The organism is Bradyrhizobium sp. (genome assembly GCF_035570375.1).
Taxonomy (GTDB): domain Bacteria; phylum Pseudomonadota; class Alphaproteobacteria; order Rhizobiales; family Xanthobacteraceae; genus Bradyrhizobium.
Genome location: NZ_DATMLW010000154.1, coordinates 36,788 through 51,987, shown reverse-complemented (window position 1 = coordinate 51,987; position 15,200 = coordinate 36,788). Strand labels below are relative to the sequence as shown.

The window sequence follows — 15,200 nt, the reverse complement described above, 5'->3', positions numbered from 1 at the left end:
CGGCGGAAAGAATAATGTCATCGCCGTGATCGGCGACGGCGCGATGTCCGCCGGCATGGCCTATGAGGCCATGAACAATGCGGGCGCGATGAATTCGCGCCTGATCGTCATACTCAACGACAACGACATGTCGATTGCACCTCCGGTCGGGGCGATGTCGGCCTATCTGTCGCGACTGTATTCCGGCAGGACCTATCGCAGCTTGCGCGAGGCCGCCAAGCAGCTCAGCAAACACCTGCCGAAAGTGCTCGCCGACCGCGCCAACCGCGCCGAGGAATATTCACGCGGCTTCATGGTCGGCGGCGGCACGCTGTTCGAGGAACTCGGCTTTTATTATGTCGGCCCGATCGACGGCCACAATCTCGACCACCTTCTGCCGGTGCTCAGGAACGTCCGTGACATGGAGACCGGGCCGATCCTGGTTCATGTCGTGACTCAGAAAGGCAAAGGCTATGCGCCCGCCGAAGCCTCCGCCGACAAGTACCACGCGGTGGTCAAGTTCGACGTCGCCACCGGCGCGCAGAGCAAGTCCAAGCCGAATGCGCCCGCCTATCAAAACGTCTTTGGCCAGAGCCTCGTCAAGGAAGCAGGGAAGGACGACAAGATCGTCGGCATCACCGCGGCGATGCCGTCCGGAACCGGCATCGACATTTTCGCCAAAGCCTTCCCTGATCGCACCTTCGACGTCGGCATCGCCGAACAGCATGCGGTGACGTTTGCCGCCGGGCTTGCCACCGAAGGCTACAAGCCGTTCTGCGCGATCTATTCGACTTTCCTGCAGCGCGGCTATGACCAGGTCGTGCACGACGTGGCGATCCAGAGCCTGCCGGTGCGATTTGCGATCGACCGCGCCGGACTTGTCGGCGCCGACGGCGCAACGCACGCCGGTTCGTTCGACAACGCCTATCTCGGTTGCCTGCCGAATTTCGTGATCATGGCCGCTTCCGACGAGGCGGAACTGGTGCACATGGTGGCGACCCAGGTCGCCATCAACGATCGGCCGAGCGCGCTGCGCTATCCGCGCGGCGAGGGTCGCGGCGTCGAAATGCCCGAAATCGGCGTTCCGCTCGAGATCGGCAAGGGCCGCATCGTCCGCGAAGGCACCAAGATCGCGCTGTTGTCGTTCGGCACGCGCCTTGGCGAGTGTGAGAAGGCGGCGGACGAACTGGCCGCGCACGGGCTTTCCACCACGATCGCGGATGCGCGTTTCATGAAACCGCTCGATGTCGACCTGATCTTGAAGCTCGCGCGCGAGCACGAGGTTCTTCTCACCATCGAGGAAGGCGCGATCGGCGGTTTCGGCTCCCACGTCGTGCAGATGCTGGCCGAGCATGGCATGCTCGACGGCGGCCTGCGGATACGCTCGATGGTGCTGCCGGACGCGTTCCTCGACCACGACACCCCGGCCGCGATGTATGCCCGCGCTGGCCTCGATGCCAAAGGCATCGTCGCCAAGGTGTTCGAGACGCTGGGCAAGGACTTCAAGACCGAGGCGGTCAAGCTCGCCTGAGGCGGCTCAGCGGCTTCGGCCTGCAAGGCCGGCGCCGCCCACTCGCCATTCAAGGATGAAAATATATCTGGCCGGCCCCGACGTTTTCCTGCCCGATGCCATTGATATCGGGCGGCGCAAGGCCGACATCTGCGCGCGTCATCACCTCGTCGGATTATATCCGATGGACAATGCCATCGACGTTGCGGCCAAAGAGGCTTCCCTGCAGATCTTCCGTGGCAACGAGGCCATGATGAACGAAGCGGACGCCGTCATCGCCAACCTTACGCCGTTTCGCGGACCGAGCGCGGACGCAGGCACGGTCTACGAACTCGGCTACATGGCCGGTCGCGGCAAGCTGTGCCTTGGATATTCCAACGATCCCTCACCCTATGTCGATCGCGTGCGTGAATTCACCAAAGTGACGTCAGACGAGGGAGGCCTGAAAGACGCGCTGGGATTAACGGTGGAGGATTTCGGCCTCGCCGACAATCTGATGATCATCCATGCGCTCGATCTTCACGGCTGCGCGCTGGTGATGCCGCGGCAAAGACCCGTTGATACCTGGCGCGATCTCGCCGCGTTCGAGATTTGCGTGCGCCTGGCGGCCGCTCGGCTCGGCGTCTCGCAACCCGCATCGGGCTGAACATGGCCGCGCGGGACACGAGCCGAGCCGTTCCCCGCAGGCGCGCGGATATCTTGCTGGTCGAGCGCGGGCTGTTTGAAAGCCGCGCGCGGGCACAGGCTGCCATCGAGGCGGGGCTCGTCTCGGCCAATCAGAAGCAGGTGCTGAAAGCTTCCGAAACCGTTCCCGCCGACGCGGTGCTGAAGGCGGAGCCGGCGCACCCCTATGTTTCACGCGGCGGAGTCAAGCTCGCGGGCGCGCTGGAGCAATACCCGATTGCGATCGAGGATCACGTCTGTCTCGATGTCGGCGCATCGACCGGCGGATTCACCGAAGTATTGCTCGCGAACGGCGCCAGCATGGTTTTCTCTGTCGACGTCGGGCGCGCCCAACTGCACCCGTCGCTGCGCCACCATCCGAAGATCCGATCCATGGAGGAAACCGACATCCGCTCGCTCGAGGGCAAGCGCCTGCCCGCGCGGCCCGATATCGTCGTGATCGACGTCAGCTTCATTTCGCTGAAGCTCGTGCTTCCCGTTGCGCTGTCGCTTGCGGCAGCACCGATGTATCTTCTCGCGCTGATCAAGCCGCAATTCGAGACTTCGCGAAAACATTCAAGGCGCGGGATCATCCGCGACGCGGCGGTGCATCAGGAAGTCTGCGACGGCATCGCCGCATTCGCAGCTTCGCTCGGCTGCACGGATATCCGCGTCTTTCCCTCGCCAATCAGCGGTGGCGACGGCAACGCCGAATTCTTCATCGGTGCGCGACGTGGTTGAGCGTCTCACCATCGATCATGTCGGGCATTTTGGCGACGGCGTCGCCTTTGCCGGCGGCGAGACGCTTTACGTGCCGTACACGCTTGGCGGCGAGACCGTGGAGGTCGTCCCGGCGCCGGGACAACATCCCGACCGCAGGCGCCTTCTTAAGGTCGAGCGCGCAAGCAGGGAGCGCATCGCACCGATCTGCCAGCACTTTGGAACCTGCGGCGGCTGCGCGATCCAGCATTGGGAAACCGAACGCTACCGCTCATGGAAGCGCAACCTCGTCATCGAGACGCTGGCGCAAGCCAAAATCGCTTGCGAGGTGCATTCGCTGATCGACGCCCATGGCCGGGGGCGACGGCGCATGACCCTTCACGCGCGCCTTGGCACCCACGACGTGCTCAAGGTGGGATATGCGGCGGCGAGCTCCCACGACATTGTCCCGATCGATCGCTGTCCGATCCTCGATCCGGCGCTTGACGGCGCGCTCGACGCAGCCTGGGCGATTGCCGAGCCGCTGAAGCCGAGCGGAAAGCCGCTCGACATCCAGCTCACCGCAACGGATGGCGGCCTTGACGTCGATGTACGCGGCTCGGGGCGGCTCGCGGCTGCGATGATCTCGACCTTGTCGCGCGTGGCCGAGCAACATCGCCTGGCGCGGCTGACGCGCCATGGCGAGCTGATATTGCTGCGTAACCCTCCCGTGATCGCGATCGGCACTGCGCAGGTCATGCTGCCGCCCGGTTCGTTCCTGCAAGCCACAGTTGCGGGGGAAGAGGCGCTGGCGACGCTGGTATCGGACCATTGCAAGGGCGCCAGACACATCGCCGATCTCTTCTGCGGCGTCGGTCCCTTCGCCTTGAGATTGGCGGAAAAATCGCGGATCTCGGCATTCGATAATGACGCGGGCGGCGTGGCCGCGCTGCAGAAGGCAGCAGGCACGACGCCGCGGCTGAAGCCGGTCAGGGCGGAGAGGCGCGATCTCTTCCGCCGGCCATTGGTGATGCAGGAATTGCGCGAATTCGACGCCGTCGTGTTCGATCCGCCGCGACAGGGCGCGCAGGCACAGGCGCAACAACTGGCAGCGAGCAAGGTCGGCGTGATTGTTGCGGTGTCCTGCAACGTAGCGACCTTCGGCCGCGACGCGCGCATCCTGATCGAGGGCGGATACAGAATCGAAGGCGTGAGCCCCATCGACCAGTTTCGCTACAGCCCGCATGTCGAGCTGGTGGCGAAGTTCGCGAAGTAGTATTCGCATGTCCGGACGCGGTGCAGCGTGCCATCAGCGCGTTTACGCGCGTCTTCGACGCGCTATGGCTGCTCCCAGAGCGGGAACCCAAACGGACCCCGGTTCAGCAGTTTCCGGGGCACATTGCGGCTTCAGCGGCCCCAGCGATCCTGCCAGATCTTCTCGCCGATCAGGCACGACACGCGCGGCTCCCTTTCCGCCGGCGCCTTCTCCGCCACCGGGACGACGCGGCGCTCTGGCGCGCGGCCCGCGACCTCGAGCAGGAGTTTGGTCCTTATCGCCTCCCTGAACTTGTCCTTGTCCTTGATCGGCACCACGAAGGAGCCCGGGCCGCCGATCACGCAATCCTCGTAGTACCAGTCGAGATTCTCGATATCCATCGACGAAAAGGTGGGCTCCTTGACCATGATCGGAAGGCCGTTGATGGTAATGCCCTTGGCGAGCGCGGCCTCCCGCGCGGGAAGGACCGGCGAGCCGTTGTTGTTGGGCCCGTCGCCGGAAATATCGATGACACGCCGCAACCCGCGATACGGGTTGGCCTCGAACAGCGGCATGGCAAAATAGATCGCGCCCGAAATCGAGGTGCGCGAGGCGCGACGGATCGGCGCCTTCATGATTTCGTCGGCGACCGCGTCCGCGGTTTCGGGGCCATCGATTACCCGCCAGGGAATGATAATCTTCTGATCGCTCGAGGCTGCCCATTCGAAATAGGTGATCGAAATCTTGCCGTTGGGGAGGCTCTTGAGCGCCTGCAAGAATTCCCTGGAAACGAGGGCCTGCGCATATCCATCGCGCTGCACCGCGAGTTCGTCCATGTCCATGGAATAGGAGACATCGACCGCGATCGCGAGTTCGACATCGACGGTGGCCGCATCTTCCTTGTCCGCCGTTCGCGCGTCCTGTCGGTCGACCGAAAACGGATGAAAATTCGGCGCGGCCAGGCCCGCAGCGACACCGCCTGCGATCACGCCTGCGACAAGCACCGCTCCGATCGAGATATACCTGCGCATGAGCGGCCTCCCGTCGTGTCCGATCATGTTGACACGCAAAGTGGCGAACGGAAAGGCGGAACGCGCATTCGCGTTCACATTCAGGTTAGCTTCAAGATTGCCTCGAAGCAGACAAGTTGCGCGGCGCTGAAACAGGCCGACCCGGCCGACGTCATCGCTGTTCCGCGCAGGAAACCCGGCAGCGAAGCGGGCTGCCGCAAATCCGCCGGTTCCAACGCCGGCCTTAAGGCTATATTCTCAATCGACCATGGCGAACGTCAGGAGGTGCTGAACGGAATGATCGAAACCGTCACCAAGCCGAAGACCAAGGTCAAGACCAAGACCGAACGCCCGCGGCTGCACAAAGTCATCCTGCTCAACGACGACTACACGCCGCGCGAATTCGTCGTTGCGGTGCTGAAGGCGGAATTCCGCATGACCGAAGACGAGGCGCACCGGGTCATGATCACCGCGCACCGGCGCGGGGTATGCGTGGTTGCGGTCTTCACCAGGGACGTTGCCGAAACCAAGGCGACGCGCGCCACCGACGCCGGCCGCGCCAAGGGCTATCCGCTGCTGTTCACCACCGAACCCGAGGAATGAAGCGGCGCGCCAGCCACCTCTGCGTCCGAGGTCTCGTCCAGCAATCCGTACACGCGTTCCGGCTTTGAAAATCCCGCGATCGGAAATTCGCCGAGGTCCGTCCAGCCGCCGGGGCAGGCGTCGGCAAATGCCCGAGATGCCACTACCGTGCGATGCAGGCGCCCTGCGATCTTTTCCAGCCGAGCCGCAAGATTGACCGCGGGTCCGATACAGGTGAAGTCGAGCCGGTCGCCGCCGCCGATATTGCCGTAAAGAATTCGACCGACATGCAACGCGACTCCGAAGCGGAAGTGCTCAGCGGTGTCGCCGATCGGATATTGCAGCGCTTCGACATTGGCGCGCGACTCGCGAACGGCTTCCACAACCTGCGTGGAGACCTTCCTGACGTCGCCGACATACTCATCGATCGGAAACACCGCGAGCAGCCCATCACCCATGAATTTGAGGACCTCGCCGCCATGCGTCCTGATTGCACCCACCTGACAATCGAAATATTGATTGAGAATATCGACCACGGTCTCTGCCGGAAGGCGGTCCGAGAGCGCGGTAAAGCCACGCAGGTCCGAGAGCCAGATCGCCGCATTCATCGTGTAGCCGTGGCCGCGGCGAATCTGCCCGCCGAGAATCCGCTCGCCGGCGCGGTTGCCGACATAGGTGTCGAGCAGGACGGATGCGGTGCGGCGCCAGCGCATGATCTCGACCAGCCGGGCAAGCGGCGCCATCAGCGAACGCAGGCCGACCAGCTGCTCGTCGGTGAATCCTCCGGGCTGCTTCGTGGTCCAGCTCGAGGCATGAAAGGAGCCATCGATGTGTACGAGCGGCAGAGCGATATAATCGGTGACGCCCTCCTCGCGCAAATCATCGAACAGCGGGAAGCGCTTGCCGTCGGGCCCGTCGAGCAGCGCCCTTACCTCCCGCCCCTCGCGAAAGACGATTGCGAGCGGACTGCTCAAAAATTCCGGCGAACCCAGCATGTCGTAATTGGCGGTGCCGACAACCACCTCGGCCCCCTGCCGCCATATCAAATTGCGGCCGATGATGTCGGGGTGCAACGTCCGAACAAAGATGCCGACGCGCCACAGCGGCAAACCCGCCGCAACCAGGCGTTCGCAGGTCTCGGCCATCATCCGCGGCGGGCTGGGCGCTGTCCTCGCACCGTCGATCAGCCATTCGGCCAGTTTCTGCAGGTCGGAAGCGTTCATGGACGGGACATTGCTGCGCGTTTTGCGGCTACGTCAAGGCCGGCAGCGACGTTCAAACGTTTCGCGCCTTACCCGCCCACCTGTCCGCGATGGCGCAAAAAGTGATCCGCGAGCACGCAGGCCATCATGGCCTCGCCGACGGGGACGGCACGGATGCCGACGCAAGGGTCGTGACGACCCTTGGTGACGATCTCGGTTTCATTGCCCTTGCGATCCACTGTGCGGCGGGGCGAAAGAATCGACGACGTCGGCTTGACCGCAAAGCGCGCCACCACCGGCTGTCCGGTGGAGATGCCGCCCAAAATGCCGCCGGCACGATTGGAGAGAAAAGTGACGCCCTGATTGCCCATTCGCATCTCGTCGGCGTTTTCCTCGCCGGACAGTTCGGCCGCCAGAAAACCCGCGCCGATCTCGACGCCCTTCACCGCGTTGATGCTCATCATCGCGCTCGCAAGATCCGCATCGAACTTGCCATAGACCGGCGCGCCCCACCCCGCAGGCACACCATCGGCGACCACCTCGATCACCGCGCCGATCGAAGAACCGTTCTTGCGGATGCCGTCGAGATAGTCTTCGAAGAAGGCGGCCTTGTCCTTGTCGGGACAGAAGAACGGGTTGCGCGCGACCTCGTCCCAGTCCCATTTCGCCCGATCGATCCTGTGCGGCCCCATCTGCACCAGCGCGCCGCGCACGGTCACGCCCGGAATGATTTTTCGCGCGATCGCGCCGGCCGCGACCCGCATCGCGGTTTCACGCGCCGAGGAACGCCCGCCGCCGCGATAATCGCGCAAACCGTATTTTGCGTCGTAAGTGTAGTCGGCGTGACCGGGGCGAAACTTGTCCTTGATGTCGGAATAGTCCTTCGAGCGTTGATCGGTGTTCTCGATCAGAAGCCCGATTGGCGCTCCGGTCGTGACCTGCACGCCCGTTTCCGGATGCGCCATCACGCCGGAGAGAATTTTCACCGCGTCAGCCTCCTGTCGCTGCGTGGTGAAGCGCGATTGGCCGGGGCGGCGGCGATCGAGATCGCGCTGGATCTCTTCTGCGGTCAGCGGCAACAACGGCGGACAACCATCGACCACGCAGCCGATCGCAACCCCGTGGCTCTCGCCGAAGGTCGTGACGCGGAACATGTGGCCGTAGGTATTGAACGACATGCTGTCCCCAGCTTCGCTCGCCCATGTTGACAATCAACATAATACGTCAAATGTCGGTAAAGCGCGCGGTTGAAGCGGTCAATCTCCACTCGTCATGGCCGGGCTCGTCCCGGCCATCCACGCCTGGCCTTGCCATTAACAAAGACGTGGATGCCCGGCACAATGGGCCTGTGCTCGGGCCGGCGAAGCCGGACCCGAGTGCCGGGCATGACGGTGGTGGGATGGGGTTTGCCACCAATTCTTAACCATACTTCGCAATACGTCGGCATGCACCCGGCATATTTTTTCCAATGCGCGGATCGAGCCCGCGCATGACATTTCTCATTCCCTGGCGAGCGAAATATCCGGCGCGTCCGGCCGCTTCATGCCGACGACATGATAGCCGGAATCGACATGGTGCACTTCGCCTGTGACCCCGCGCGACAGATCCGACAGGAGATAGAGCGCGCTGTCGCCGACTTCCTCGATGGTCACGGTGCGGCGCATCGGCGCGTTGTATTCGTTCCATTTCAGGATGTAGCGGAAATCGCTGATACCGGAGGCCGCCAGCGTCCTGATCGGCCCCGCCGAGATGGCGTTGACGCGGATGCTCTTTTCGCCGAGATCGGCGGCGAGGTAGCGCACGCTCGCCTCAAGTGCGGCCTTTGCAACGCCCATGACGTTGTAGTGCGGCATCCATTTCTCGGCGCCGTAATAGGTCAGCGTCAGCATCGAGCCGCCGTCGGTCATCAGCTTTTCAGCGCGCTGGGCGATCGCGGTCAGCGAGTAGCAACTGATCAGCATCGTCCTGGAAAAATTGTCCGCCGTGGTCTCCAGATAACGACCATCCAGCTCGTCCTTGTCGGAAAAGGCGATCGCGTGCACCACGAAATCGATCCTGCCCCATTTCTCCTTCGCGACGGCGAAGACGGCATCGATGGTTGCGGGATCGGTGACGTCGCAGTGCCCGAGCAGGGCGCCGTTCAGTTCCCTGGCCAGCGGCTCGACCCGCTTCTTCAAGGCGTCGCCCTGCCAGGTCAGGCCGATTTCTGCACCGGCCGCGTGGCACGCCCTGGCAATGCCCCAGGCGATCGAGCGGTTGTTGGCGACCCCGAGGATCACCCCGCGCTTGCCCTTCATCAGATCCGGATACTTGGTCATTCGATTTCCTGATCGAGGAGAAACAGGTTTGGAGGTACATTAGTGTCCCGGTTCCGACGTTCGCAGGACTTAGCCGCACGCATTTTTTGAACATCGGAAGGGACACTAACAACTCCATGAGTCTTCATGAGTCTAGTGTGGCTTTCGATTGGACGTTCCTATAACGCACTCGCGGCGAGACGGATAGGAACCTCAAATCCGCCACACTTGCCTCATGGACGGTAAGTCTCGATTCTTCGTGCCTGAGACCGTTTGTCGCGCAACCTTAGCGAGGGAATAGCCCCTTTATCCTGGTGTTAGTTGTGTGTGGCGCTCGAGACGCCCGGCACAGCAGTGGCGCGGACCAGACATTCGCTGCAGCACCAAACCACTGGCGCCAGTGCCCGTCTTGAGCCAAAGGGACAAGTTGGATCGCGCGCAATGACTGCGTTTCGCGAGAGTGTGGAAGCCATGATTCCAGCGCTGCGCCGCTATGCGCGCGCCCTCACGCGTGACGCTGATATTGCCGACGATCTGGTGCAGGATACGCTGGTGCGGGCGCTGCGTTCGGAGCGACTGTTTCTTGGAGGCGATGTCAGAAGTTGGCTTTACACGATCCTGACCAACCTGAACAAGAACCGCCGGCGATCGCTGGCGCGAAGACCGCAATTCATGCCGCTTTTGGAGAACAATCCCGATGCGAGCGGGACAGAGGCGGAGGGACGCGATATTGCCAAGGCGCTGGCAACTTTGGTCGAAGAGCAGCGCGCCGTGCTGCTGCTCGTGATGTTGGAGGGATTGAGTTACCGCGAGGTCGCCGACATTCAGGGCGTACCGATCGGCACCGTGATGTCACGCCTGGCGCGCGCTCGCGCCCATGTGAAGGCCGTTCTCGAAGGAGAACGCCCTGCATTGCGGAGAGTGAAATGACGATTAATTCCGTGCGTGAAGCATAGATGCGAGAGCCGTTTTCTGCCGGGTTTTCCGGGGCAACCACATTGCAGCCAGGCTTGTCCTTCCGCGGGGGCGGAAGGCAAACGGAATGATTGCGAAAGAGAAGAGATCACGACCATGAACGATACGAAGATCCCTGTTACCGAAGACGAACTCCACGCCTACGTAGACAATGAGTTGCCGGCGGAGCGGCTCGACGACGTCGAGGCCTGGCTCGTCGCCCATCCGGACTGTGCCAAACGGGTAAGGGCATGGCGCGAAATGGCCGAGATGCTGCATTCGCGCTATGATGAGGTCGCCGACGAGGCGGTGCCGAAGCGGCTTGAGATCGAGCAGCTGGTGCGGACTCCGCGCAAGTGGATGTACGGCGCGATTGCTGCAGCGTTGGCCGCGTTCGTGATCGGCGGCAGCGCGGGCTGGCTGGTGCGTGGCGTTGCGGCTGCGCCGTCCGCCCTTCAGAGCCTGACCGCCGACGCACTCGACGCGCACCGGCTTTACGTCGTGGACGTTCGCCATCCGGTCGAGATTCCCGGCACCGATCGGGCGCATCTGCAGACCTGGCTGAGCAAGCGATGCGGCTGGGACGTCCGGGCGCCGGAGCTCGATTCGACCGGGCTCAAACTGATCGGAGGCCGGCTGTTGCCGGGTCCCACCGGGCCGGCATCCTTCCTGATGTATGAGTCCGCAACAGGCGAGCGCTACACGCTTTACGCTTCACGCGCGAAGACCGGAACCGAGCAGATGCGCTACGCCGCCGCCGAGAACTCGGGCGCGATGTATTGGTCGGACGAGGACGTCGGCTACGTGCTGAGCGGTCCTGGCAACAAGGAGCGTCTGCAGCAGGTCGCCCGGCTGGTCTACGAACAGAACGAGAGGGGCGGCTGAGAGCCGGTCGAGCGGCGCGCGCGGCTGGTGTGGCGGTTCAGAAGTCCGCGTCATTATTGCCGCGAGTTCGTCATGCGGACTTCTGAACGAGAAGCCACACTAGAATCATAGATTTGCTGGTGTCCTTTCGATTCCGAAGTTCGTAAACGAGCGTGCCGTTGCAATGATACGAACTTCGGAATCAGGACACCAGTGTCCAAATTCGGACATTAAGAATCTGAAATTGGAACATGGACACGTCTCAATATCGCACCATGTACCCACGACAAATTGTCGCGCGTTCGATCCGCCGATCGACGCAAGCGGCCTCGCCTGGGGTCTTGTACCGCGCTGGTCCCCCAGGCCGAGGCCGCACCCTTTTTTGCGTCTCGCACCCGCTCATCAAAAATCGCTGCGCGGGTTGTAGGGATGTGTTTCCCGCCATTTCTGCATCAGCTGTTCCAGCTCCGCGTCATTGCCGTCCGGCAACATGATCCGGGTGGTGACGAACAGGTCGCCGGCGCCGCCGGCCTTGGGCAAGCCCTTGCCCTTCAGGCGAAAGATCCTGCCGCTTGAGGTGTTCTTGGGGATCGACAATTCGACCGCGCTGCCAAGCGTCGGCACGCGGACTTTCCCGCCGAGCACCGCTTCATACAGCGTGATCGGCAGATCGAGGCGCAGATCGCTGCCGTCGACCTTGAAGAACGGGTGCGGCGCGATGTTGACCGTAATCAGGAGATCGCCGGGCGGATGACCTGGTGCGGACTCGCCCTGCCCCTTGAGCCGGATCTGCTGGCCCGCAACAACGCCTGCGGGAATCTTGACGTTGAGCTCCTTTCCGTTTGGCAGCCGGACGCGTTTCTCGGCCCCCTTGACCGCCTCCTCCAGCGACACCGCCATAGAAACCGAAACGTCGAGGTCGAGCGCGATCGTGCCGGGGTCGAATTCGAAGGTGCTGCCGCCTGACCCCCTTCGCCCGCCGCGTGCGGCGCCGGCGCCGAACATGCTGTTGAGGATGTCCTCAAAGCCGCCGCCGCCGCCGAACCCACCCCCGGTCCGGAAGGTATGGGTTTCGAAGCCGCCGGCGCGCCCACCGGGGCCGCCTCCGGGGAATCCCTGGAATCGCGGTTTGCCATCAGCATCGATTTCGCCGCGGTCGAACTGCTTGCGCTTCTCATCGTCACCGATGATCTCGTTGGCCGAATTCAGTTCGGCAAATCGGGCCGCCGCCTTCGGATCGTTCTTGTTGGCGTCGGGGTGATACTTCTTGGCAAGCTTACGATAGGCGCTCTTGATCGCTGAAGCGCTGGCACCCCGTGGCACCCCCAAGACCTCATAGGGGTCGCGCATCCGTCAGGTCTCCTTCCGGGGAATCTTGAGATGGGGCGAAGCGCCCGTTTGAAAATTCATTTGGGGTCGTCGTGGCATTTTTGCAACGGGCATGATCCGCCTGGAACGAGGAGCCTCGGGTCGAAATGCACCAGTGCGGCGAATTTGAAGTTCCTATCAGTATCGCGGCAAGCTCGTGAAGGAACTTCAAATTCAAAGCCGCTACTCAAATCAACAAGTTGCTAGAGCTCCTTTGATTCCGAAATTCGCATCGGAGGTGGCCACGATAGCTTGCGAACTTCGGAATCGGGACACTAGTGTGGCGGTTCAGAAGTCCGCATCATTATTGCTGCCAGCTCGTCATGCGGACTTCTGAACCAAAGCCACACTAGAAACAATGACTTGCTAGTGTCCTTTCGATTCCGAAGTTCGTAAACGAGTATGCCGCGCAATGATACGAACTTCGGAATCGGGACACTAGCGCCCTTCCCATAGTTTAGAACCCGACCAGACGCAAAACCGGATTCTCGAGCGGATCGGGCTTTGCGGTTCAGCCCTGCCTCCACGGTTTGAGAGTGTGAATTTCCCACTGCCCATGGCCGGTCTGGCACGCTGCTCCCTGCAGCCAGCTTTCGGCTGTGCCGTTGACATAGCTCGCCAGGAAATCCCGGCAGGTCCGCCCGTCGGACGTGTAGGCCTGGGCCAAAGGCGTCACCGAGCCCCGCGCGCCGGTCTCGGGATTTTCCCAGGGCTGACTGGCATCCTTGTCGCCCTTGGTCAGTACGTCGGAGGCCGCATTGCGGGTAAAGGCCAGATCCGAATCGGTGGGCACCGGCGCGCCGGGTGGGCCGAGCGAACCGGTAAAATCATTGCCCGTTTTCGCGAAGCTGCCGTCCTGGCGGCCCATGCTGCAGCCGCCGGCGCCAATGCCGATGAGAATCAGCGCCATCACGGTCCCCGCGGGCGCGATCGCCGATAGGCCAAAGCGCCCCCATGCCCTATATAGAGCGAGCCTGGCATGAGGCTGCAAACCGCATCTGGCCGCGGGCGGGCGCAATCCGGAACTCCGAAAATGACGGACACGACCTCCATCAAACACCCGACACCCTTAACATCCGGTGATTTCACGGCAGCCGAAGAGCCGTTCGCGCTGTTCGGCGAATGGTTCGCCGAAGCGGTGAAGGCCGAACCAAGCGACCCCAACGCCATGGCGCTCGCAACCGTCGACGCGGACGGCCTGCCGGACGTGCGCATGGTGCTGATGAAGGGTTATGACGCCGAAGGATTCGTGTTCTACAGCCATGTCGCGAGCCCGAAGGGTCGCGAACTCGCCGCAAATCCCAAGGCGGCGTTACTTTTTCACTGGAAGTCGCTGCGCCGCCAGGTGCGCATCCGAGGACCCGTGAGCGCGGTGACGGAGGCGGAAGCCGACGCCTATTTCGCCACCCGGCCGAAGCAGGCGCAGATCGGCGCCTGGGCCTCCAAGCAGTCGCAGCCGCTGGAAAGCCGCTTTGCCTTTGAACAGGCCATTGCAAGCGTCGCGGCCAAATACATCGTCGGCGAGGTGCCGCGGCCGCCCGGCTGGAGCGGCTGGCGCATCGCGCCGTTGCAGTTCGAGTTCTGGCACGACCGTCCCTTCCGCCTGCATGACCGCATCGAATTCCGTCGCGACGTTCCAGGTCAAGCTTGGTCCAAGACGCGGCTTTATCCCTGACCCACGTCATTCCGGGGCGACGCGCGAGCGTCGAACCCGGAATCTCGAGATTCCGGGTCTGGTCCTTCGGACCATCCCGGAATGACGTAGACCGAGAGAATAGACTATGCCCACTTCATCCAATAACGGACCGCGTCGCACGCTGCTTCTGACCGGCGCCAGTCGCGGCATCGGTCATGCGACCGTGATCCGCTTTTCGAGCGCCGGATGGCGCGTGATCACCTGTTCGCGCCATCCGTTTCCCGAGGAATGTCCCTGGGGCGCAGGGCCCGAGGATCACATCCAGGTCGACCTTGCCGACCATGACGACACTTCGCGCGCGATCTCGGAAATTCGCCGGCGCCTCGAAGGCGGCGTGTTGCATGCGCTGGTCAACAATGCCGCGATCTCGCCGAAGGCCGAAGGCGGCGCCCGGCTCGGCTCGATCGATACCGACATCGAGACCTGGCGCCATGTCTTCAGGGTCAATTTCTTCGCGCCGATCATGATGGCGCGCGGGCTGATCGAGGAATTGAAGGCGGCCAAGGGCTCGGTGGTCAACGTCACCTCGATCGCCGGCTCACGCGTGCATCCCTTCGCGGGCGCAGCCTATGCGACTTCGAAGGCCGCGCTGGCGGCGCTGACCCGCGAGATGGCGTCCGATTTCGGCCGGCTCGGCGTGCGCGTCAATTCGATCGCGCCGGGCGAGATCGACACCTCGATTCTTTCGCCGGGCACCGAAAAGATCGTCGAACAGCAAATCCCGCTGCACCGGCTGGGTACGCCGGACGAGGTCGCCAAAATCATCTATGTACTGTGCACGGAGACGAGTTCTTACGTGAACGGCGCGGAGATCCACATCAACGGCGGCCAGCACGTTTGACGGCCGATGTGCTGCATCGGCGCGCCATCGCGTTCCCTGCGAGTTTTCGAAAAGGCCAGCGCGACAGTCGAGATCAGACCAATCCGCGCAGGATTTGCGCGGCCTGAAGCCGCAGCGACGCCTCGATATTGGCAATGCTCGAGCACTCGTCTTCGCGCTCGCCCTCCGACAGCACCGCGCCGCAATGCCGGCAGGTCCGCGCCGAGATCGCCTGCGCGCGGGCACCGTTGCGGCCCTGCTGATAGCTGGCGAAGTCGACGACGTTACGCGCGCGCATTAT

16 protein-coding genes are annotated in these 15,200 nt (G+C 62.8%); 9 read left to right on the top strand and 7 right to left on the bottom strand.

What is annotated here, in order from left to right:
• From dxs to VNX23_RS16765, 4 genes are all read left to right on the top strand, one after another.
• A partial coding sequence (gene dxs, locus VNX23_RS16780) for a 1-deoxy-D-xylulose-5-phosphate synthase (protein ID WP_325631796.1) occupies positions 1-1,510 on the top strand: 1,510 nt, incomplete at its 5' end.
• Positions 1,511-1,565: 55 nt separating this feature from the next.
• Positions 1,566-2,135 carry a nucleoside 2-deoxyribosyltransferase gene (locus VNX23_RS16775; protein ID WP_325631794.1) on the top strand — a complete coding sequence of 190 codons (570 nt, stop codon included), beginning with the start codon at positions 1,566-1,568 and terminating at the stop codon, positions 2,133-2,135.
• 2 nt (positions 2,136-2,137) lie between these two features.
• Positions 2,138-2,893, top strand: a complete 756-nt coding sequence (locus VNX23_RS16770; protein WP_325631793.1) for a TlyA family RNA methyltransferase — start codon at positions 2,138-2,140, stop codon at positions 2,891-2,893.
• A complete protein-coding gene (locus VNX23_RS16765; RefSeq protein WP_325631791.1) occupies positions 2,886-4,127 on the top strand; it encodes an RNA methyltransferase in 1,242 nt (413 codons plus the stop codon). Before VNX23_RS16770 ends, VNX23_RS16765 begins: the two co-directional genes overlap by 8 nt.
• Positions 4,128-4,258: 131 nt before the next feature.
• Here the strand turns inward: VNX23_RS16765 and VNX23_RS16760 are convergent, their stop codons facing one another.
• Positions 4,259-5,137 carry a DUF1194 domain-containing protein gene (locus tag VNX23_RS16760; protein WP_325631789.1) on the bottom strand — a complete coding sequence of 293 codons (879 nt, stop codon included), beginning with the start codon at positions 5,135-5,137 and terminating at the stop codon, positions 4,259-4,261.
• A 276-nt stretch (positions 5,138-5,413) separates the two neighbouring features.
• On the opposite strand from VNX23_RS16760, the gene clpS reads away from it, so the two are divergent.
• Positions 5,414-5,719: an ATP-dependent Clp protease adapter ClpS gene (gene clpS, locus VNX23_RS16755; RefSeq protein ID WP_325631804.1), complete on the top strand. Its 306-nt coding sequence runs from the start codon at positions 5,414-5,416 to the stop codon at positions 5,717-5,719.
• Here clpS and VNX23_RS16750 read toward each other — a convergent pair.
• The 3 genes from VNX23_RS16750 to fabI all read right to left on the bottom strand — a co-directional run bounded on the left by VNX23_RS16750 (position 5,683) and on the right by fabI (position 9,218).
• On the bottom strand, positions 5,683-6,921 hold the full coding sequence (locus VNX23_RS16750; protein WP_325631788.1) for an adenylate/guanylate cyclase domain-containing protein: 1,239 nt from the start codon (positions 6,919-6,921) through the stop codon (positions 5,683-5,685). The genes clpS and VNX23_RS16750 overlap by 37 nt on opposite strands.
• A gap of 68 nt (positions 6,922-6,989) precedes the next feature.
• Positions 6,990-8,078, bottom strand: coding sequence for a chorismate synthase (gene aroC, locus VNX23_RS16745; protein ID WP_325631786.1), 1,089 nt, complete (start codon positions 8,076-8,078; stop codon positions 6,990-6,992).
• 321 nt (positions 8,079-8,399) lie between these two features.
• Positions 8,400-9,218 carry an enoyl-ACP reductase FabI gene (gene fabI, locus VNX23_RS16740; RefSeq protein ID WP_325631785.1) on the bottom strand — a complete coding sequence of 273 codons (819 nt, stop codon included), beginning with the start codon at positions 9,216-9,218 and terminating at the stop codon, positions 8,400-8,402.
• Between the two features lie 420 nt (positions 9,219-9,638).
• On the opposite strand from fabI, the gene VNX23_RS16735 reads away from it, so the two are divergent.
• Both VNX23_RS16735 and VNX23_RS16730 read left to right on the top strand, forming a co-directional pair.
• Complete coding sequence (locus tag VNX23_RS16735) at positions 9,639-10,127, top strand: sigma-70 family RNA polymerase sigma factor (protein WP_325631783.1); 489 nt, start codon at positions 9,639-9,641, stop codon at positions 10,125-10,127.
• A gap of 141 nt (positions 10,128-10,268) precedes the next feature.
• Positions 10,269-11,036 (top strand): anti-sigma factor, encoded by a 768-nt coding sequence (locus VNX23_RS16730; protein WP_325631781.1) that lies wholly within the window; start codon positions 10,269-10,271, stop codon positions 11,034-11,036.
• A gap of 381 nt (positions 11,037-11,417) precedes the next feature.
• Here the strand turns inward: VNX23_RS16730 and VNX23_RS16725 are convergent, their stop codons facing one another.
• Both VNX23_RS16725 and VNX23_RS16720 read right to left on the bottom strand, forming a co-directional pair.
• Positions 11,418-12,365: a J domain-containing protein gene (locus tag VNX23_RS16725; protein ID WP_325631780.1), complete on the bottom strand. Its 948-nt coding sequence runs from the start codon at positions 12,363-12,365 to the stop codon at positions 11,418-11,420.
• A gap of 529 nt (positions 12,366-12,894) precedes the next feature.
• A complete protein-coding gene (locus VNX23_RS16720; RefSeq protein WP_414643021.1) occupies positions 12,895-13,293 on the bottom strand; it encodes an RT0821/Lpp0805 family surface protein in 399 nt (132 codons plus the stop codon).
• 123 nt (positions 13,294-13,416) lie between these two features.
• Here VNX23_RS16720 and pdxH point away from each other — a divergent pair, with 123 nt between their 5' ends.
• Entirely contained in the window at positions 13,417-14,058 is a 642-nt protein-coding gene (pdxH, locus tag VNX23_RS16715; protein ID WP_325631778.1) for a pyridoxamine 5'-phosphate oxidase, read from the top strand.
• Between the two features lie 106 nt (positions 14,059-14,164).
• Positions 14,165-14,920 (top strand): SDR family oxidoreductase, encoded by a 756-nt coding sequence (locus tag VNX23_RS16710; protein ID WP_325631776.1) that lies wholly within the window; start codon positions 14,165-14,167, stop codon positions 14,918-14,920.
• Positions 14,921-14,993: 73 nt separating this feature from the next.
• On the opposite strand, the gene VNX23_RS16705 is transcribed toward VNX23_RS16710, so the two are convergent.
• Positions 14,994-15,197 carry a hypothetical protein gene (locus VNX23_RS16705; protein WP_325631775.1) on the bottom strand — a complete coding sequence of 68 codons (204 nt, stop codon included), beginning with the start codon at positions 15,195-15,197 and terminating at the stop codon, positions 14,994-14,996.
• Positions 15,198-15,200: the final 3 nt, after the last annotated feature.